This window comes from Pseudomonas sp. FP2196 (genome assembly GCF_030687715.1).
Classification (GTDB): Bacteria; Pseudomonadota; Gammaproteobacteria; order Pseudomonadales; family Pseudomonadaceae; genus Aquipseudomonas.
Genome location: NZ_CP117445.1, coordinates 1,439,263 through 1,457,962, shown reverse-complemented (window position 1 = coordinate 1,457,962; position 18,700 = coordinate 1,439,263). Strand labels below are relative to the sequence as shown.

Annotated in this window: 18 protein-coding genes; 7 read left to right on the top strand and 11 right to left on the bottom strand. The window is 60.2% G+C overall.

Going from position 1 to position 18,700, the window contains the following annotated elements:
- Window positions 1-114 precede the first annotated feature (114 nt).
- The 7 genes from pcaG to pcaR all read right to left on the bottom strand — a co-directional run bounded on the left by pcaG (window position 115) and on the right by pcaR (window position 7,017).
- Complete coding sequence (gene pcaG / locus PSH79_RS06535; protein ID WP_305441796.1) at window positions 115-681, bottom strand: protocatechuate 3,4-dioxygenase subunit alpha; 567 nt, start codon at window positions 679-681, stop codon at window positions 115-117.
- Between the two features lies 1 nt (window position 682).
- Entirely contained in the window at window positions 683-1,387 is a 705-nt protein-coding gene (pcaH, locus tag PSH79_RS06530) for a protocatechuate 3,4-dioxygenase subunit beta (protein WP_187679430.1), read from the bottom strand.
- Between the two features lie 36 nt (window positions 1,388-1,423).
- A complete protein-coding gene (gene pcaF, locus PSH79_RS06525; RefSeq protein WP_305441795.1) occupies window positions 1,424-2,629 on the bottom strand; it encodes a 3-oxoadipyl-CoA thiolase in 1,206 nt (401 codons plus the stop codon).
- Window positions 2,626-3,405: a CoA-transferase subunit beta gene (locus tag PSH79_RS06520; protein ID WP_305441794.1), complete on the bottom strand. Its 780-nt coding sequence runs from the start codon at window positions 3,403-3,405 to the stop codon at window positions 2,626-2,628. Before PSH79_RS06520 ends, pcaF begins: the two co-directional genes overlap by 4 nt.
- Window positions 3,405-4,262 carry a CoA transferase subunit A gene (locus PSH79_RS06515; protein WP_305441793.1) on the bottom strand — a complete coding sequence of 286 codons (858 nt, stop codon included), beginning with the start codon at window positions 4,260-4,262 and terminating at the stop codon, window positions 3,405-3,407. Before PSH79_RS06515 ends, PSH79_RS06520 begins: the two co-directional genes overlap by 1 nt.
- A gap of 272 nt (window positions 4,263-4,534) precedes the next feature.
- Window positions 4,535-5,881 (bottom strand): MFS transporter, encoded by a 1,347-nt coding sequence (locus PSH79_RS06510; protein WP_305441792.1) that lies wholly within the window; start codon window positions 5,879-5,881, stop codon window positions 4,535-4,537.
- 293 nt (window positions 5,882-6,174) lie between these two features.
- Entirely contained in the window at window positions 6,175-7,017 is an 843-nt protein-coding gene (gene pcaR / locus PSH79_RS06505; RefSeq protein ID WP_187679434.1) for a pca regulon transcriptional regulator PcaR, read from the bottom strand.
- Between the two features lie 653 nt (window positions 7,018-7,670).
- Here pcaR and PSH79_RS06500 point away from each other — a divergent pair.
- A complete protein-coding gene (locus PSH79_RS06500) occupies window positions 7,671-7,871 on the top strand; it encodes a hypothetical protein (RefSeq protein WP_221731414.1) in 201 nt (66 codons plus the stop codon).
- Between the two features lie 373 nt (window positions 7,872-8,244).
- Window positions 8,245-9,720: an inorganic phosphate transporter gene (locus PSH79_RS06495; protein WP_305441790.1), complete on the top strand. Its 1,476-nt coding sequence runs from the start codon at window positions 8,245-8,247 to the stop codon at window positions 9,718-9,720.
- A gap of 179 nt (window positions 9,721-9,899) precedes the next feature.
- Here PSH79_RS06495 and ccoM read toward each other — a convergent pair whose 3' ends face one another.
- Both ccoM and PSH79_RS06485 read right to left on the bottom strand, forming a co-directional pair.
- Window positions 9,900-10,013, bottom strand: coding sequence for a cytochrome c oxidase subunit CcoM (gene ccoM / locus PSH79_RS06490; RefSeq protein WP_003222396.1), 114 nt, complete (start codon window positions 10,011-10,013; stop codon window positions 9,900-9,902).
- 149 nt (window positions 10,014-10,162) lie between these two features.
- Window positions 10,163-10,324, bottom strand: coding sequence for a hypothetical protein (locus tag PSH79_RS06485; RefSeq protein WP_191626498.1), 162 nt, complete (start codon window positions 10,322-10,324; stop codon window positions 10,163-10,165).
- Between the two features lie 180 nt (window positions 10,325-10,504).
- Between PSH79_RS06485 and PSH79_RS06480 the strand changes: the two genes are divergently transcribed.
- From PSH79_RS06480 to PSH79_RS06470, 3 genes are all read left to right on the top strand, one after another.
- Window positions 10,505-11,371 carry a LysR substrate-binding domain-containing protein gene (locus PSH79_RS06480; RefSeq protein ID WP_305441789.1) on the top strand — a complete coding sequence of 289 codons (867 nt, stop codon included), beginning with the start codon at window positions 10,505-10,507 and terminating at the stop codon, window positions 11,369-11,371.
- Window positions 11,372-11,458: 87 nt separating this feature from the next.
- Window positions 11,459-11,929, top strand: a complete 471-nt coding sequence (locus PSH79_RS06475; RefSeq protein WP_305441788.1) for a RidA family protein — start codon at window positions 11,459-11,461, stop codon at window positions 11,927-11,929.
- A complete protein-coding gene (locus tag PSH79_RS06470) occupies window positions 11,926-13,137 on the top strand; it encodes an aminotransferase class V-fold PLP-dependent enzyme (protein WP_305441787.1) in 1,212 nt (403 codons plus the stop codon). Before PSH79_RS06475 ends, PSH79_RS06470 begins: the two co-directional genes overlap by 4 nt.
- Here PSH79_RS06470 and PSH79_RS06465 read toward each other — a convergent pair.
- On the bottom strand, window positions 13,107-13,448 hold the full coding sequence (locus PSH79_RS06465) for an aspartate-semialdehyde dehydrogenase (RefSeq protein WP_187679437.1): 342 nt from the start codon (window positions 13,446-13,448) through the stop codon (window positions 13,107-13,109). The genes PSH79_RS06470 and PSH79_RS06465 overlap by 31 nt on opposite strands.
- Window positions 13,449-13,678: 230 nt before the next feature.
- Between PSH79_RS06465 and rapA the strand changes: the two genes are divergently transcribed.
- The gene (gene rapA / locus PSH79_RS06460) at window positions 13,679-16,525 is read left to right on the top strand and encodes an RNA polymerase-associated protein RapA (protein ID WP_305441786.1); all 2,847 of its coding nucleotides are present in this window, start codon (window positions 13,679-13,681) and stop codon (window positions 16,523-16,525) included.
- 154 nt (window positions 16,526-16,679) lie between these two features.
- On the opposite strand, the gene PSH79_RS06455 is transcribed toward rapA, so the two are convergent.
- Window positions 16,680-18,029: an MFS transporter gene (locus PSH79_RS06455; RefSeq protein ID WP_305441785.1), complete on the bottom strand. Its 1,350-nt coding sequence runs from the start codon at window positions 18,027-18,029 to the stop codon at window positions 16,680-16,682.
- Between the two features lie 301 nt (window positions 18,030-18,330).
- Between PSH79_RS06455 and PSH79_RS06450 the strand changes: the two genes are divergently transcribed.
- Complete coding sequence (locus PSH79_RS06450) at window positions 18,331-18,699, top strand: YkgJ family cysteine cluster protein (protein WP_095188967.1); 369 nt, start codon at window positions 18,331-18,333, stop codon at window positions 18,697-18,699.
- Window position 18,700: the final 1 nt, after the last annotated feature.

Genomic DNA, 18,700 nt, shown 5'->3' with positions numbered 1-18,700 from the left:
ACAGTTCCTTGTAGGAGTGAGCCTGCTCGCGATGGCGGTGTGTCATTCAGACAATTTAAATCTGACACACCGCCATCGCGAGCAGGCTCACTCCTACAGGGACGGCGGTGTTCTTCAGTAATCGAAGAAAACCGTCTCGGCGTCAGTGCCCTGCAGAATCACATTCCACTGGTAAACGCCCGACGCATCCTTTTTCGCCAGCAAGGTCGTGCGGCGCTCGGCCGGTACGCATTCGAGCAACGGATCATTCACGTTCGCCGGATCATCTTCAAAGTAAATCCGCGTCAGCAAGTGCTTCACCAGCCCACGGGCAAACACCAACACCACCAAGTGCGGCGCCTGGGTTGAACCTTTCAAACCTGCAACCGTACCCGGTTTGATCGTGGTGAACCGAAAACGCCCTTCGGCATCCACAGGCACCCGGCCAAAACCTTCGAAGTGCGGGTCCAGCGGTTTGTCCTGCTCGTCTTCCGGATGGTCGTACTTGCCCGCAGCATTGGCTTGCCAGACTTCAAGCATGGCGTCGTTAACCACATCGCCGTTGCCATCCACCACTTGTCCGGTGATCGCCACGCGCTCGCCGAGGGTTTGCTCGACAGTCAGGTTTTCGCGGTTCAGCCAGGTCAGACCGATGTGGTAGTAAGGCCCGACGGTGTGGGACGTGGTCGCATTCAGGGTCATCTTATTTCTCCATCGGCGTGGCATCACGGCCGCGCAGCACGATGTCCCAACGGTAACCGAGGGCGTAGGACGGAATGGTTTTTTCCAGATCGAAAGCAGCGATCAGGCGTTCCTTGGCGGACGTATCCGGTACGCAGTTGTAGATCGGGTCGTAGGCCAGCAACGGGTCGCCGGGGAAATACATCTGCGTCACCAAGCGGGTCAGGATGCTCGGCCCGAACAGCGAGAAATGGATGTGCGCCGGGCGCCAGGCGTTGTGGTGGTTACCCCACGGATAGGCGCCAGGCTTGATGGTCTGGAACTGATACCAGCCATCGGCGTCGGTCACGGTGCGACCGGTGCCGGTGAAGTTCGGGTCCAGCGGCGCGTCGTGCAGGTCGCGCGGGTGGTTGTAGCGGCCGGCGGCGTTGGCCTGCCAGATCTCTACAAGAATCCCCGGCACCGGCAGACCGTTTTCGTCGAGCACACGGCCGTGGATGATGATCCGCTCGCCCTGCGGTTCGCCGTCATGTTGGGCGGTCAGGTCGTTGTCCTTTTCGGCCACACGCTCGGCGCCGATGGTCGGGCCGGTGATTTCCGACAGCGAGTGGGGCAGAAACACCAACGGCTTGGAAGGCGAGCGCAAATTGGTGGATTGATACGTCGGGTGCAGGTACTCAGGCTGGGTGCCTTCCTGCGGACGACGGTAGCCAGGCTTGTCAGTCATTTCGCTTTCCTCTGTTCTTTTTCGTCACGGCTTGCGTCAGACGCGTTCGATGGCCAGGGCCAGACCTTGGCCGACACCGACGCACATGGTCGCCAGACCTTTCTTGCCACCGGTCTTTTCCAGCTGATGCAGCGCGGTCAGCACCAGACGCGCACCGCTCATGCCCAACGGGTGACCCAAGGCAATCGCGCCGCCATTCGGGTTGACCTGAGCAGCGTCATCCGCCAAGCCCAGTTCACGCAGCACCGCCAAACCCTGGCTGGCAAACGCTTCGTTGAGTTCGATAACGTCGAAATCGTTGACGGCTACACCCAGGCGCTCGATCAGTTTGCGCACCGCTGGCACCGGGCCGATGCCCATTACCCGTGGCGCGACACCGGCACTGGCCATGCCGAGCACTTTGGCGCGGGCGGTCAAACCGTGTTTTTTCACCGCTTCAGCCGAGGCCAGAATCAGCGCGGCGGCGCCGTCGTTCACGCCCGAGGCATTGCCGGCGGTGACGGTCTTGTCCGGGCCGTTGACCGGTTTCAGTTTGGTCAGGGCTTCGATTGTGGTGTCGGCGCGCGGGTGTTCATCCTGGCTGACCACCGTTTCACCCTTCTTGTGGGCGATCCGCACTTCGACGATTTCTTCAGCGAAGTAGCCGGCAGCCTGCGCAGCGGCGGTACGTTGCTGGCTGCGCAGGGCAAAAGCGTCTTGATCGGCGCGCGAGACTTCATAGTCGTCGGCGACGTTGTCGGCGGTCTGCGGCATGGCGTCGACGCCGTACTGGGCTTTCATCAACGGGTTGATAAAGCGCCAACCGATGGTGGTGTCTTCCAGTTTCATGTTGCGCGAGAACGCTGCGTCAGCCTTGCCCATTACGAACGGCGCGCGGGACATCGACTCGACGCCGCCGGCAATCGCCAGTTCCATCTCGCCGCTGGCGATGGCGCGGAATGCCGTGCCGATCGCGTCCATGCCCGAAGCGCAAAGTCGATTGAGGGTTACGCCGGGCACGGTTTCCGGCAGGCCTGCCAGCAGCAGCGCCATGCGTGCGACGTTGCGGTTGTCTTCGCCAGCCTGGTTGGCGCAGCCGAGGAACACCTCGTCGATGGCGCTCCAGTCCACCGACGGATTGCGTTCCATCAGCGCCTTGATCGGCACAGCGGCCAGATCGTCGGCACGCACGGCGGACAAACCACCGCCGAAACGGCCAATGGGGGTACGAATCGCGTCGCAGATATAAACGTCACGCATCATGCTTCTCCCGGTGCTTGACCATGAGCGGCCGCAGTGCGCGCTTCGAGATCGCGCAGTGCAGTCAGCTCGACTTCGCTAGGTTCGGCGGTAGTGGCAACGTCGGCGGCGAAACGGATCGCCCAACCGGTGGCGGCGATCACTTGTTCGCGAGTCACGCCGGGATGCAGTGCAGTCACCACGAATTCGTGAGTGCCCTCCTCCGGTTCCATGATGCACAGGTCGGTGATGATGCCGACCGGACCGGCGCCCGGCAGGCCCAGACGCTTGCGCGAATCGCCGCCCTCGCCGTGACCAACCGACGTGATGAAATCGAGCTTGTCGACAAACGAGCGCGCCGACTGTTTAAGGATGATCAGTACACTTTTCGCCGAGCCGGCAATCTCCGGCGCGCCGCCGGCTCCCGGCAGCCGCACTTTCGGCGAATGGTAATCGCCGACCACAGTGGTGTTGATGTTGCCGAAACGGTCGACCTGCGCCGCGCCGAGAAAACCGACGTCGATGCGTCCGCCCTGTAACCAGTAGCGAAAAATCTCACCAGTCGGGACCACGGTGTCGGCGGTTTCCGCCAACTCGCCGTCACCGATGGACAGTGGCAGTACGCTTGGCTTGGCGCCAATCGGGCCGGATTCGTAGATCAGCACCACGTCCGGCGACGAAGTCAGGCGCGCGAGGTTGGCGGCTTTCGACGGCAGGCCGATGCCGACGAAGCATACCGAGCCGTTCTTCAGGCGACGGGCCGCGGCGACGGTCATCATTTCATTGGTGGTGTAAGTCATTACTTGGCCTCCGAAGCAGCGGCCAGTTTGGCCTGAAACTCGCTGAAATCAGCGCAGCCATGGATGTATTCGTTGATCCACGCGGAAAACGTCTCACGGTCGCGGGCAATCGGGTCCCACGCCTGATAGAAACGATTGTCACGCTCGGTGTAACCGTGGGCGTAGGACGGATGCGCGCCGCCCGGGACGTGGCAGACGGCACTCAAGGCCCAGGTCGGCAGCACGCAGGCGTTCATCGGTGCGTTGAGGTTGTCGACGATTTCCTCAACGGTAACGATGCAGCGTTTGGCGGCGAGTGCGGCTTCTTTCTGCACGCCGAGAATGCCCCACAGCAACACGTTGCCTTGGCGGTCTGCCTTTTGCGCGTGGATCACAGTGACGTCCGGGCGCACCGAAGGCACCGCCGCCAGCACTTCTCCGGTGAACGGGCAGGTGACGGATTTGATCAGCGGGTTGACCTTCGGCAGGTCGGAGCCGGCGTAGGCGCGCAGCACCGCGAACGGCAGGCCGGAAGCGCCGGCGACGTAGGCATTGGCCAGGTCGGCGTGGCTGTGCTCTTCGATTTCCAGCGGGTGCGGCCATTGTTTCTCGACGGCATCGCGCAGGCGATGCAGCGAACCCACACCCGGATTGCCACCCCAAGAAAAGATCAGCTTGCGCGCACAACCGGCGCCGATCAGTTGGTCGTAGATCAGGTCAGGCGTCATCCGCACCAGGGTCAGATCTTTCTTGCCCTGACGAATGATTTCATGACCCGCTGCCGTAGGGATCAGGTGAGTGAAGCCTTCGAGCGCGACGGTGTCACCATCGTTGACGATTTGCTTCACCGCGTCGTGCAGCGAAAGGATCTCAGCCATGGAGCGGGCTCCCGTTTTTGTAGTGGATCGCCAGTGATAAAAAAGGCGCGAGGTTCAGCGCCGGAGTCACAGAAGATTAAGCCTGGGAAATGTGCCAAACAATCCGATAATCGACTGAGTGTTCGTTTATCGAACGGATTGTTGCTCTCCTAACAATCGAATCAAAGGCATCGCGAGCAGGCTCACTCCTACAAGGGAACGCATTCCAAATGCAGGCCTTCGCCTGCTCGCGATGAGGCAAGAACATTCACAGAAAATTCTGACCTTAAAACTCAGGTCGCATCCGCATGACTCACCATGCCTTTGATCACCACCGCCGTGGTCGCCAACGCCGCCGGAATCACCAGCGCCGTCAACACCTGCTCGAAATTCCAGCCCAACCCCAGCAGCGTCGCGCCCATCCACGCGCCGAGAATCGCGCCGAAACGGCCAATCCCCAGCATCCATGAGACGCCGGTTGCCCGGCCCTGCGTCGGATAGAACCGCGCCGCCAACGAAGGCATCGCCGATTGCGCACCGTTCACGCACATCCCCGCCACCAACACCAAGGTCGCCAGCAATGTGATGTTGCCCAGGCTCTGCCCCACCGCGTAGGCAAAAACCCCGGCCAGCAGGTAGAAAATGCCGATGACCTTGTGCGGATTGAAGCGATCCATCGCCCACCCCACACCGACCGCACTCAATACCCCGCCGAACTGGAACAATGCGCCGATAAACGCGGCCTGCTCCATGCTCGCGCCGCTGTCACGCATCAGCGTCGGCAGCCAACTGGTCAGCAGGTACACAATCACCAGGCCCATGAAGTACGTCAGCCACAGCAGCAGCGTGCCAGCGCTGTAGGTGCCGGAAAAGATCACTGCGAACACGTTACGCGCCTTGACGGTTTTCTGTTCAGGGACGCTGAAACTCGAAGCCTGCGCGACCATCACCGGATCAATCGGCGCCAGTGTCTTGCGGACTTTGTCAGTGCCACGGTTACGGACGACAAGGTAGCGCGCCGATTCCGGCAGCCAGAACAGCAGCACCACGGCGAGGATCAACGGTAAAATGCCGCCGATCAGCAACAGGCTGTGCCAGCCGAACGCCGGGATCAACTTGGCGGAAATGAACCCGCCACCGGCCATGCCAAGGTTGAAACCACAGAACATGCTGGTCACCAGAAGCGACTTTTTGCGCTCCGGAGTGTATTCCGACAGCAGCGTCGTCGCGTTCGGCATCCCCGCGCCCAGACCGAGGCCGGTCAAAAAGCGCAGCACCAGCAATTGTTCAACGTTGGTGCTATACGCCGATGCCAGGCTGAAGGCGCCAAACAGCACAACCGCGCCAACCAATACGACTTTGCGCCCGAAGCGGTCAGCCAAAGGCCCGGAGCCGAGTGCGCCGAAGACCATGCCGATCAGCGCGGCACTCATCACCGGGCCAAGGCTGGCGCGGTCGATACCCCAATCCTGCGACAGCGCCGGGGCAATGAAGCCCATCGCTGCGGTGTCGAGGCCATCAAGAAACACAATCAGGAAACACAGGATCACCACCCGCCACTGATAGCGCGAGATCGGTTGGGCGTTGATAAAGGACTGCACGTCGAGGCAGTTACCTACAGCGGACTGAGGCTGGTTCATTATTTTTATTCCACGCAAAAAACGCAGTCGAACGGCGACCGGCCAAAGTGCGGCACGGTTACAAGAATAGATGGTTGCAATCAGGCGTTGCGGGGAACCCGGCAACAGGAACTAGGGCGGCGACAGTCGGGGAACGTGCGCATGGGGGGTTGCCTCTTGTCATTATTATGGGAGTCGGCAGTCCGGCTGACGCTTTCGCTCAGCGCCGGATGACGCTGCCGCGACATTAATGATCCGAGGGTTTTAGCGTCAATTCGATAAACGCAACACTGTGCGTTTATCGAACAGCTTCATCAGGCAAACAACTGCGCGCTGAGGTCGCGGCTGGCACTGAGCAGGCCCGGCAGAAAGCGTTGCTCCAGCTCGGTACGACTGACGCGACCGGCGTGGGTGCTGACGTTGAGCGCGGCCACCACTTGCCCCGAGGCGTCGTAGACCGGCACGGCAATCGAGCGCAGGCCTTGCTCCAGTTCCTGATCGACAATGCACCACCCCTGCTGCCGCACTTCTTGCAGGCATTCGAGCAGTGCGTCGGGGGTGTGAATCGTGCGGCTGGTCTTGGCGACCAGTTCGGCGTGGTCGAGGTATTCGCGCAGGGTCGTGTCGTCCAGCGCGGCCAGCAGAATCCGCCCCATCGACGTGCAATAGGCCGGCAAACGTCCGCCCACCGAGAGATCCACGGAAATCAGTCGCTGAGTCGTCGCCGATCGGGCGATATAGAGAATGTCGTCGCCCTCAAGCGTGGCCATGTTGCAGGCTTCGTGCAGTTGCTCACTCATGCGGTCGAGGTAGGGCTGCGCGGAGACGGCCAACGGCGTCGAGGATAAATAGGCATGGCCAAGGGTCAGCACTTTCGGCAGCAGCGAATACGTGCGGCCATCGGTGGTGGCATAGCCGAGTTTGATCAAAGTGTGCAGGCAGCGGCGCACCGCAGCGCGGGGAATTTCCGTGCGGTGGCTGATCTGGGCGATGGTCAAATGCCTTTTGCGCTCCTGAAATGCCTGCACCACCGCCAGGCCACGGGCCAGCGAGGTCATGAAATCCGGATCGCCCGTCAGCGCCTGGATCCGTTTGGCCGGCGAAGCGACGATCGGCGGCGCCACGGAGGTGAAGGAGTTGCGCATTTGGTCGTTCATTTCAGGTCCTTTATCCGGCTCGGATCACGGGCTATACAATCGGCTCACAGGGAGATGCACAAGGGCAAGGCCAACAACATTGGGCGATTATCGAACCGTCGACCGATAATCGCAATCGAGCATAGAGCGCACGTTCGGCCGCGTGAGCGGTTTGCGCAACTTTGAACGCACACTGAATCAGCGTTTTTAGTTGTTCGACTTAATGGCGCCAAAAACAGATCGCCTGGCCAATAACGGTTTGCCCGTGAGGCAACTACCGATAAAAGTTGTCAGTAACAAAGCGATCACACATCCAGAACCGTTTTTAACTTGGCAAAGATAGTCATTCCCGAATCGACCGCTATAATGCACCTCAGTGGGACCGCCGTTTTTTACTTGCCGTGGTCGCCACCCGCTGACGCGATGTCCATCGCCGACAGCCCGGCCAGCGCCTGACGCGAATGACTCATCCAACGCCAGCGCTCGCTGAAACAGGAAGCTGATGCTACGTCAGTTTTAATCTGGTGCCGTAGCCCGCCTGCAACATGGAAGTCTTGATCGCCCTGCCGATTACATCAATGCCTGTTCAGGTATTGGCACTCGACGGACCCGCTCAATCGATTTGTTGCCGTGCGTTTCACCAGACATTTAACTCAACTCAAACAGGTAGCACTGTGACGAAAGACGAACTGCGCGCGGAACTTGAGCGCCAGGAACAACGTTACAAGGAAGTTTACGGCGGGGAAGTCACCACCTACGCCGCTCAACCCGAACCGGAGCGCAAGCCTTGGCGTAAACGCGCCACCGTTCAGGATCAGGTCTTCAAGCAAGAAATTGAAAAGATCGAAAAGGAACTCAAAGCCGAAGAGCCATAAGCCACAGGTTTTGATCATTTCGAAGGCAGGCGTGCGCACCGTTACAAACGCGGTGTATCGACGATGCCATGCGCGCCCGCTACCCGCGGGCAGCGGCCATCTCCCCGTACTGAACGCTAATGGGGAGCTTCACAAAGGTTTCAAAGATATTTCAGACAAGCGTTTGAGCCTGCGATCTCCGCGGAAAAAGGTGCGCTTGCGAATACTTTTCCATTGAAAATCAACAGGTTGAAAAACCCTGCGTGACACTGGGTTTTAACGCGCTGCAACAAATTAAATCGAATAAGAATGTTACCGATGAGCAGGGAGGGCATCGATTTCGAGACTTTTCTGGCATAATCGCGCCCCCTTACGACCGGGTCAGAAAACCTTCATGATCGATTTATTCAGCGGACTGGATGCTTGGGTGCTTGTGAGCCTCTTGCTCGCCCTGACGTTTGTCCTCGCCTTCGAGTTCATCAATGGATTTCATGACACCGCTAACGCGGTAGCCACTGTTATCTACACCAAAGCCATGCCGCCTCACCTGGCGGTGTTCTTCTCCGGTGTGTTCAATTTCCTCGGCGTGCTGCTGGGTGGCGTTGGCGTGGCGTATGCCATTGTCCACTTGCTGCCGGTTGAGCTACTGATCAATGTGAACACCGGCCATGGCCTGGCGATGGTGTTCTCGTTGCTCGCCGCGGCAATCGCCTGGAACCTTGGCACCTGGTACTTCGGTATCCCGGCGTCCAGTTCCCATACCCTGATCGGTTCGATCCTCGGTGTTGGCCTGGCCAATGCCCTGATCAACGATATCCCGTTGGCCGACGGCGTGAACTGGCAGAAAGCGATCGACATCGGCGCCTCGCTGGTGTTCTCGCCGATGGCTGGTTTCCTGATCGCCGCACTGATACTGATCGGCCTGAAATGGTGGCGCCCGCTGTCAAAGATGCACAAGACGCCTGAACAGCGCCGCAAGATCGACGACAAGAAGCACCCGCCGTTCTGGAACCGTCTGGTCCTGGTGATCTCGGCCATGGCCGTCAGCTTCGTGCACGGCTCCAACGATGGTCAGAAAGGTATCGGCCTGATCATGCTGGTGCTGATCGGTATCGTCCCTGCGCAGTTCGTACTCGATCTGAACAGCACGACCTACCAGATCGAACGTACCCGCGATGCGACCCTGCATCTGAGCCAGTTCTACCAGCGCAACTCCGATTCCCTCGGTGAGTTCCTGGCCCTGGGCAAGAGCGTAGAAGGCGATCTGCCGGAGAAATTCCGCTGCAACCCGCAGCAGACTGAACCGACCATCACCGCCCTGCTCCACACCCTCAAAGGTGTAGCGGACTACCATTCGCTGTCGTCGGAAAGCCGCATTGAAGTGCGTCGCTACTTGCTGTGCCTGGACGACACCGCGAAGAAAGTCGGCAAGCTGCCAGGCCTGCAAGCCCGCGAAAAGGCTGACCTGGACAAACTGCGCAAAGACCTGACTACCACCACCGAATACGCGCCATTCTGGGTGATTCTGGCGGTTGCACTGGCCTTGGGCCTGGGCACCATGGTTGGCTGGAAACGCGTGGTACTGACCATCGGCGAGAAGATCGGCAAGCAAGGCATGACCTACTCCCAGGGCATGTCGGCACAGATCACCACCGCCAGCCTGATCGGCATGGCCAACATCTTCAGCCTGCCGGTGTCCACCACTCACGTCCTGTCCTCGGGCGTGGCTGGCACCATGGTCGCCAACAAAAGCGGTCTGCAAGGCGGCACGGTGCGCACCATCCTGTTGGCTTGGGTGTTGACCCTGCCGGCTACCGTGGCGCTGTCGGCCGGGTTGTTCTGGCTGGCGTCCAAGGCGTTGGGTAGCTGATAGATAGCGGTAAATGAGAAAGGCGCGATTCGACAGGATCGCGCCTTTTTTGTTTTTGGGGTTTGGGATTGGGGGCATCCCCCCCCCAAAGCATGGTCGGCCCACAGGCCGCCAAGTCAAAAAAAAGGGGCAACCGAAGTCGCCCCAAAATGCCTTGCGTGCTCATCAATCCAGAAGAATCACTTCTTGCGCTTATTCGCATCCTTCCAGATAAAAAATCCAAACCCTGCAAAAAACAGAACCATGAGCCCAACCGTCAGAACCCCGGCAAACACCACGTTATCGAAAAACATGACTGTGGCCCCCTGGCCCCTGCTTTGCTGCGATGGAACTAAGTTAACCAATCACGCAGGCGCAGAAATTGACCAGGATCAAGTCCGGTCAATACAGTAAGTAAAGGCGGGTAAATAAATGACCTGCATCAAAGGATGCAGGGGGGAGATCAACGCTTTTTCGGTTTGTTTTTCGACTTTTTCTTGGCTTTTCCCAACGGCATCGCCTGCTCGAAGGCATTGCGCACTTCATTCAGACGCTTCTCTTTGATGTCATGCACGCGCTTGGCGCGCTCGGCATTGAGGTCGATCAATTTGTCGTCTTGGCTCATGGCAACAGGCATCGCTTCAAATAATCACAACTACCGCTTCACGGCAGGACTGCGCCAATAATGCAGCCTGACGCGGGCGCTGAACAGCCATCGGCGAAACGGCTGTTCAACAATCGATGTACCCATAAGCGGATTTCCACGCACAATCTGCGCTTTGCACCCACCCCAAGGATGTTTGCCGTGCCCTTGCATCAGGACCTGCCGCCGCTGATGACCCTGCGCGCCTTTGAAGCCGTGGCCCGCCATTTGAGCTTCATCAAGGCCGCCAATGAGTTGTCGGTAACGCAAAGTGCAATCAGCCATCAGGTGCATAAACTCGAAGAGTTTCTCAACCTGCGCCTGTTCGTGCGACGCATACGGGCCATCGACCTGACGCCTGCTGGCGAAACGTATTACCGACAAATCGAACCCGCCCTCACCGCCATCGCGCAAGCCACCCGACAACTGCGCGGCGAACAACCCGCGACCCTACGCATCGGCCTGCTCGCCTCCTTCGCCACATTATGGCTGGTCCCGCGGCTGGCGGATTTCACCGTCAAACACCCAGACATCCACGTCGAACTGCTGCCCGCCGTGCAACTGGCGGACGTCGAGGGCGGCGAAGTCGATCTGGCAATTCGCTATGGCAAGGGCGGCTGGCCGAAAGTCCACGCCCGGCGTTTCATGGACGAAACCCTGACACCCGTGTGCAGCCCCGCCGTCAGGGCGAAAGGCGTAAGCAGCGGGCCGCTGCTGATGGCCAAATCGCACCAGCCATTCGAGTGGATCGACTGGCAGCAGCACAGCGGTATAGATCTGGCTCATGTGCCCAGCGTCATGCTCCACGATTACAACATCGTGGTCGAAGCGGCCGTAGCGGGTCAGGGCATTGCCATGGGACGCCAGCGCCTGATCGAGCGCCGACTACAGGAAGGCGCGCTGGTGCCAGCGTTTGACACTCCCCCGATGCTGGGCGAAATCGGTTATTGGCTGATCACTCCCGGGGGTCCACCCAGCCAGGCAGTAAAGAGTTTCAGCCAGTGGCTGGAAGAAATTGCCGACACATGAATTATTTGGATGCATCGGATTAGATCTATCCGTTTGTCGACAATGCCGCCCATCAACATGCTGAAGCCCTCACCCAGAGGACTTCCCATGACCGACTCACTCAACCAACGTGTCCAGCAACTCGGCCTGTGCCTGCCCGCGCCGAGCCAGCCCATCGCCAACTACGTCAATCACGTCGTCAGCCAGAACCAGCTATTCATCTCCGGTCAGATTCCGATGCTGGACGGCAAACCTGCGTTCCTCGGAAGACTCGGTGAAGCCTTCTGTGAAGAACAAGGGGTGAACGCCGCCGAACTGGCCGCATTGGGCCTGCTCGCACAACTCGGCGATGCCCTTGGTGACGATCTCGACAAACTGGTGCGCATTCTTCGCCTCGGCGTGTTTGTCGCCGCTACGCCGGACTTCCAGCGCCAGGGCGCAGTCGCCAACGGTGCGTCGAATCTGCTGGTCAACGCCCTCGGCGAAAAGGGCCGCCATGTGCGCACGGCGGTCGGTGTTTCCAGTCTTCCGGCAGGCGTTGCGGTGGAAGTCGACGCGATCTTCGAGCTCAAGCCGTGAATATTGAGGACATCGCGTTTCTGCGATCAAGCACGCCTGGTTGCGATTACGTTATCCACTTCAACCACGCCGGCGCCTCACTGCCGAGCCGAACCACCCTCGATGCAGTGATCGAACAGCTGCAACGCGAAGCACTGGGCGGGCCAATGGAAATGGCGGACAGTCAGGTACAGGAAAGGGCCCGCACAGCCGCCGCCGCCCTACTCAATGCTCACCCCGAAGACATCGCCTTCACCAGCAGCGGCTCGGCGGCCTGGAGTCAGGCGTTCAACGCGCTGGGCCCGTGGCAACCGGGCGAGCGGATTCTGGTGGGGCGCCATGAATGGGCCGGCAATCTGGCCTGCATCGCCGAAGCAGTGAAGGCTGGCGCGCAGTTGGAGGTGATCCCCTGCGACGCTAAGGGCGCCGTCGATCCGCAGGCACTCGCGCAGATGATCGACCGCAACGTGCGCTTGATCGCTTTGACGTGGCTGCCGGCGAACGGCGGACTGATCAACCCGGCGGCGCAGATCGGTGCCATAGCAGGGCGCCACGGCATTCCTTATTTCATCGACGCCGGGCAGGCTCTCGGGCAACTGCCGTGCGATGTTGAAGCCTTGCAATGCGACGTGCTCAAAGGCGCCGGACGCAAGTTTCTGCGGGGCCCGCGCGGCACGGCGCTGCTGTATACCCGCGCAAAATTTCTGCAACGTTTGCTGCCGCTGCAGCGCGATGTGCTATCGGCTCCGTGGGATGGCCAGCGCTTCACTTTGCGCAATGACGCCCGGCGTTTCGAGACCAGTGAGGTGTCGTTAGCTTTACTGGCCGGATTGGCCAATGCGCTGGAAGAACATAATCGAATCGGCGCAATAGCGATTCGGCGACGCATTGAGCAATTAAGCCGGTCGCTGCGCGAGCGCATGCAGACAATTGCCGGGCTGACCCTGCGCGACCTCGGCACGGCGCAGCAGCAATCAGGGCTGATCGCCTTCACGCTCGAAGGTTGGGACTGTGTTGCGCTAAAGCAGGCGTTGGGTACACGGCGTATCAATATCGGCGCCAATGGCGTCGCCTATACGCCGCTGGACATGCAGGCACGCGGGCTGGACAGCATCGCGCGGATATCGGTGAGTTATCTGAATACCGAAGAGGAGATTGAAGTGTTGCTGGAACGCCTCGCTGAACTGGCCGTTCAGCCTCAAATCTCGATATCGACCCACAAGCCCTGACGCGGCTGATCTTCCATCAGCGGCACCACCGGCACCGTGTTGTCTGCATTGAGTGCCGTACCCGGCACGGCGAGGTGTTCCTCAGGGTCTTCATCGGCTTCGCGGCGCCGACGATCACGCTCCTGCTGACGGCGCTGCTCTTCGCGCAGGAGCAGCCCGTCCTCTTCCGGATCGCGTTTTTGCAGATCGATCGTGCTTTCATTGGAGCTTTCCTGCACCGGCACCACCGGAGGAATGTCCGGCCGCTGGCGGATCGGATCCTGCTGGGAAGTGATCGGCACGGCGCTCAGGGGGAGCATCGGTGGCAGCATATAAAGGGTCTCCTGTCAGCAGGCTATCGGCTTGGACGTGGACGGCTTGAGCCGCCGGTCGCAAACTTGTGACAGGGTTGGCACTCACTGGTGCCCTGCTCCCGCGCAAATCCGACGCATGACCTAATCTTCCCTTTGCAGTTAAAAGCCGGCCACGGCTCCTAATCCTTTGGCCTCGGGGCCTCATTCCGTTAAGATAGCCCGCTTTTTCAAGGTGGGAGTCAGGCAGCATGGCGCAGCAGTATCAACCGGGGCAACGCTGGATCAGTGACAGCGAAGCAGAGCTTGGTTTAGGCACCGTTCTGGCACAGGACGGCCGCTTGTTGACCGTGCTTTACCCGGCCACTGGCGAAACCCGCCAGTACGCGCTACGGAATGCGCCCCTGACCCGCGTGCGGTTTTCGCCGGGCGACAGCATTACCCACTTCGAAGGCTGGAAGATGACCGTGCAGCAAGTCGACGATGTCGACGGGCTGATGGTCTATCACGGTCTCAACGCGCAGAACGAAGCCGTCACCCTGCCGGAAACCCAGCTGTCGAACTTCATCCAGTTCCGTCTGGCCAGCGACCGTCTGTTCGCCGGTCAGATCGACCCGCTGGCGTGGTTCTCCCTGCGCTACAACACCCTCGAACACACCAGCCGCCAGTTGCAATCTTCGCTCTGGGGCCTGGGTGGCGTGCGTGCGCAACCGATCGCTCACCAACTGCACATTGCCCGCGAAGTCGCTGACCGCATCGCGCCGCGGGTTCTGCTCGCGGACGAAGTGGGTCTGGGTAAAACCATCGAGGCCGGCCTGGTCATCCATCGCCAACTGTTGTCGGGTCGCGCCAACCGCGTGCTGATCCTGGTACCGGAAAACCTCCAGCACCAGTGGCTGGTGGAAATGCGCCGCCGCTTCAACCTGCAGGTCGCGCTGTTCGACGAAGAGCGCTTCATCGAAAGCGATGCCACCAACCCGTTCGAAGACACCCAGCTTGCCCTGGTAGCCTTGGAATGGCTGGTCGACGACGAAAAGGCGCAGGACGCATTGTTCGCCGCCGGTTGGGATCTGCTGGTGGTCGACGAAGCGCACCACCTGGTCTGGCACGAAGAAAAGGCCAGCCCCGAGTATTCGCTGGTCGAGCAATTGGCTGAAGTGATCCCGGGCGTGCTGCTGCTCACCGCGACCCCGGAACAACTCGGTCAGGACAGCCACTTTGCGCGTCTGCGCCTGCTCGATCCAAACCGTTTCCATGACCTGGCCGCGTTCCGCGCCGAGAGCGAAAACTATCGCCCGGTGGCCGAAGCCGTTCAGGAGCTGCTGGATAAAGGGCGCCTGTCACCTGAAGCGCACAAGACCATTCACGGTTTCCTCGGCAACGAAGGCGAAGCCCTGTTGACCGCGGTCAACGATGGCGACACCGAAGCCAGCGCCCGCCTTGTGCGCGAGCTGCTTGACCGCCACGGCACCGGCCGCGTGCTGTTCCGTAACACCCGCGCCGCCGTGCAGGGTTTCCCGGAGCGCAAACTGCACCCCTACCCGCTGCCGTGCCCGGACGAATATCTGGAACTGCCACTGGGCGACCACGCCGAGCTGTACCCGGAAGTCAGCTTCCAGGCCCAGCCGGACGCCAGCGAAGAAGAGCGCTGGTGGAAATTCGATCCGCGCGTCGAGTGGCTGATCGATCAGCTGAAAATGCTCAAACGCACCAAAGTGCTGGTGATCTGCGCCCACGCCGAAACCGCGATGGACCTGGAAGACGCACTGCGCGTGCGCTCGGGCATCCCGGCCACGGTGTTCCACGAAGGCATGAACATCCTTGAGCGTGATCGCGCCGCCGCCTACTTCGCCGACGAAGAGTTTGGCGCGCAAGTACTGATCTGCTCGGAAATCGGCAGTGAAGGCCGCAACTTCCAGTTCGCTCACCACCTGGTACTGTTCGATCTGCCGTCGCACCCGGACCTGCTCGAGCAGCGTATCGGTCGTCTCGACCGGATCGGCCAGAAACACATCATCGAACTGCACGTGCCGTACCTGGAAACCAGCCCGCAAGAGCGTCTGTTCCAGTGGTACCACGAAGCGCTGAACGCCTTCCTCAACACCTGCCCGACCGGCAACGCCTTGCAGCATCAGTTCGGCCCGCGCCTGCTGCCGCTGCTCGAAGAGGCCGACGACAGCGAGTGGCAAGCGCTGATTGACGAAGCGCGCACCGAGCGCGAACGTCTGGAAGAAGAGCTGCACACCGGTCGCGACCGTCTGCTGGAACTCAACTCCGGCGGTTCGGGCGAAGGCGATCAACTGGTCGAGGACATCCTTGAGCAAGACGATCAGTTCGCCCTGCCGATCTACATGGAAACCCTGTTCGACGCGTTCGGCATCGACAGCGAAGATCATTCGGAAAACGCCCTGATCCTCAAGCCGAGCGAAAAAATGCTCGACGCCAGCTTCCCGCTGGGCGACGACGAAGGTGTGACCATCACCTACGACCGCAACCAGGCGCTGTCGCGCGAAGACATGCAGTTCATCACCTGGGAACACCCGATGGTGCAAGGCGGCATGGATCTGGTGCTGTCCGGCTCGATGGGCAACACCGCTGTCGCGCTGATCAAGAACAAGGCGCTGAAACCGGGCACCGTGCTGCTGGAGCTGCTCTACGTCAGCGAAGTGGTTGCCCCGCGCTCGCTGCAACTGGGCCGTTACCTGCCGCCGGCAGCCCTGCGCTGCCTGCTCGATGCCAACGGCAACGACCTGTCGGCCCGCGTCTCGTTCGAAACCCTCAACGATCAACTGGAAAGCGTGCCGCGCGCCAGCGCCAACAAGTTTATTCAGGCCCAGCGCGATCAACTGACGCCACGGATCAACGCCGGTGAAGACAAGATCGCCCCGCGTCACGCCGAGCGTGTGGCCGAGGCCCGTCGCCGTCTGGCGGCCGACACCGACGAAGAACTGGCGCGCCTGACCGCGTTGCAAGCGGTCAACCCGACCGTGCGTGACAGCGAACTGGTTGCCTTGCGTGAACAGCGTGAGCAGGGTCTGGCGATGCTGGATAAAGCGGCGTTGCGCCTGGAGGCGATCCGGGTATTGGTGGCAGGTTAAACCGCCCTGCTCCACCGCTGAAAACAAGAAGGCCCGCAGTGATGCGGGCCTTTTGTTATCTCAGAAGCAAAGCAAAAGATCGCAGCCTTCGGCAGCTCCTACAGGGTGTCCACATTCCAATGTAGGAGCTGCCGAAGGCTGCGATCTTTTGATCTTAAGCAGTTGCCGCTGCAACCTCTGGCTCAACCACCGCCACCAAGCCCTCCTTCATCCGCTGCGCATCGCGCACAAAACACCGCGCCGCCAGAAACAGAAACACCATGGTCAGAAACAGCGCCACCGGAATCAGGTACATCGCGTCATGCAGCCCGACCGCCTTGAACGCCTCGGTCATCTGCTCCGCCCCCGCTGCAATCATCGCCGACTTGGCAAAGTGATCCGACAGCCCACCGACCACCACCGGCCCAAGACCACCGCCCAGCAGATACAAGCCGGCAAAGAACAAGGCCATCGCCGTCGCTCGCAAGCGTGGCTCGACCACGTCCTGAATCGCCGTGTACACGCAGGTGTAGAAGTTATAGGCAAACAGCCAGCCGAGGCTGAACACCGCGACAAACACACCGATCTCGATACGCCCGGCATGCAGCGCCCACGCCGTGCAAACCGTCGAGATAATCAGGCTGAATGCGGCAAACAGCAGCCGCCCATTGGCCACACGCTGGTGGATCTTGTCGGCGATCCAGCCACCCAGAGTCAAACCGACCAGCCCGGTGACGCCGACAATCACACCGGTCGCCACCGCCGCTTCCTGCAATGGCATCAGGAAATAGCGTTGCAGCATCGGCACCAGAAACGAATTGCAGGCATAAGTCGCGAAGTTGAAGCACAACCCGGCCATCACTAGCCACAGAAAGGTCGGCACGGCGAGGATGCGACGGATCGGTTTGTCGACCTTTTCCTGCGAAACCTGCACCGTTTCCGCCGCACCGCGCTTCGGCTCTTTGATGAAAAACATGAAGATCGCGAGGAACAGCCCCGGCACGGCGGCGATGAAGAACGGTGCGCGCCAACTGTCGAAAGCCTTGACCATCCAACCGATGGTGAAGAACGCCAGCAACAGCCCCAGCGGCAGACCGAGCATGAAAATGCCCATGGCCCGCGCTCGACGGTGCGCCGGGAACAAGTCGCCAATCAGCGAGTTGGCCGCCGGCGCATAACTGGCCTCACCGATGCCAATGCCCATGCGCACGATAAGGAAACTCCAGAAACTGCCCACCAGCCCGTTGACGGCAGTCAGCGCGCTCCAGGTCGCCAGGCCCCAACCCATCAGTTTGCTGCGCGAGCCGGTGTCGGCCATGCGCCCCAAGGGCAAACCGGCAATCGCGTAGACAATGGTGAATGCGGTGCCGACGATCCCCAGTTGAAAGTCGCTGAGGTGCCATTCCATACGGATCGGCTCGATGATGATCGCCGGGATGGTGCGGTCGAAAAAATTGAACAGGTTGGCGAGGAACAGCAGGAACAGAATGCGCCAGGCATTCGCCGCTTGGGTCGAGTTCTGCATGGGTCCGTCTCTTTATTGTTATAGGGCTTCACTGCCAACGCATCCGAGCCCGGAACCTGCAATCTAGTCAGCCAGACAGGGGCTGTCTGTGATCATTCGTCTGCCTGATATCGGGCCATGGCACTGTAACGAAACGTAAGCCCTTGATAAGTCTGTAATCCCCCGAAAACCGGGGCTTTTGCGGCAAAACCTTGCCACAAAAAAATAGTTGCGCGCCCCCCTTCCCAAGCCCGTGGCGAAGCCTAGAATAGCGGCCGGATCCGTCCGGATCTCCCGATCAATCCCTTTGATACCCTCGCCCATGTCCGAAGTCAGTCCGTGTCTGAATTGCGGTGCCTGCTGTTCCCATTTTCGCGTGTCTTTTTTTTGGGGTGAGTGCTCATCTTCCGGGGGTACGGTGCCCGATGAACTGGTTACACAAATCAGCCCCAGTCGGGTGGCAATGAACGGCACCGACTGCAAATCGCCGCGTTGCACGGCGTTGGTCGGCGAAGTCGGCAGTACCGTGCATTGCTCGATTTATGAAAAACGTTCCAGCCCCTGCCGGGAATTCGAAGCATCCTGGGAAAACGGCGAACAGAATGTCGATTGCGATAAGGCTCGCGCCCGTTTTGGTTTGCCGCCCCTGCAATCGGACTGGGCTGAAATCCCTTTCGATAAAAGCGCCTGAC

Excerpts from the sequence above, each read along its gene's own strand:
- PSH79_RS06485 (WP_191626498.1), bottom strand. The coding sequence starts at position 10,324 with ATGAGCCAAGACGACAAATTGATCGACCTCAATGCCGAGCGCGCCAAG.
- PSH79_RS06455 (WP_305441785.1), bottom strand. The coding sequence starts at position 18,029 with ATGCAGAACTCGACCCAAGCGGCGAATGCCTGGCGCATTCTGTTCCTG.
- PSH79_RS06465 (WP_187679437.1), bottom strand. The coding sequence starts at position 13,448 with ATGCTGCCACCGATGCTCCCCCTGAGCGCCGTGCCGATCACTTCCCAG.
- pcaR (WP_187679434.1), bottom strand. The coding sequence starts at position 7,017 with ATGAACGACCAAATGCGCAACTCCTTCACCTCCGTGGCGCCGCCGATC.
- PSH79_RS06520 (WP_305441794.1), bottom strand. The coding sequence starts at position 3,405 with ATGACTTACACCACCAATGAAATGATGACCGTCGCCGCGGCCCGTCGC.
- pcaF (WP_305441795.1), bottom strand. The coding sequence starts at position 2,629 with ATGATGCGTGACGTTTATATCTGCGACGCGATTCGTACCCCCATTGGC.
- ccoM (WP_003222396.1), bottom strand. The coding sequence starts at position 10,013 with ATGTTTTTCGATAACGTGGTGTTTGCCGGGGTTCTGACGGTTGGGCTC.
- PSH79_RS06475 (WP_305441788.1), top strand. The coding sequence starts at position 11,459 with ATGACCGACTCACTCAACCAACGTGTCCAGCAACTCGGCCTGTGCCTG.
- PSH79_RS06495 (WP_305441790.1), top strand. The coding sequence starts at position 8,245 with ATGATCGATTTATTCAGCGGACTGGATGCTTGGGTGCTTGTGAGCCTC.
- PSH79_RS06510 (WP_305441792.1), bottom strand. The coding sequence starts at position 5,881 with ATGAACCAGCCTCAGTCCGCTGTAGGTAACTGCCTCGACGTGCAGTCC.
- pcaG (WP_305441796.1), bottom strand. The coding sequence starts at position 681 with ATGACCCTGAATGCGACCACGTCCCACACCGTCGGGCCTTACTACCAC.
- PSH79_RS06450 (WP_095188967.1), top strand. The coding sequence starts at position 18,331 with ATGTCCGAAGTCAGTCCGTGTCTGAATTGCGGTGCCTGCTGTTCCCAT.
- PSH79_RS06515 (WP_305441793.1), bottom strand. The coding sequence starts at position 4,262 with ATGGCTGAGATCCTTTCGCTGCACGACGCGGTGAAGCAAATCGTCAAC.
- pcaH (WP_187679430.1), bottom strand. The coding sequence starts at position 1,387 with ATGACTGACAAGCCTGGCTACCGTCGTCCGCAGGAAGGCACCCAGCCT.
- rapA (WP_305441786.1), top strand. The coding sequence starts at position 13,679 with ATGGCGCAGCAGTATCAACCGGGGCAACGCTGGATCAGTGACAGCGAA.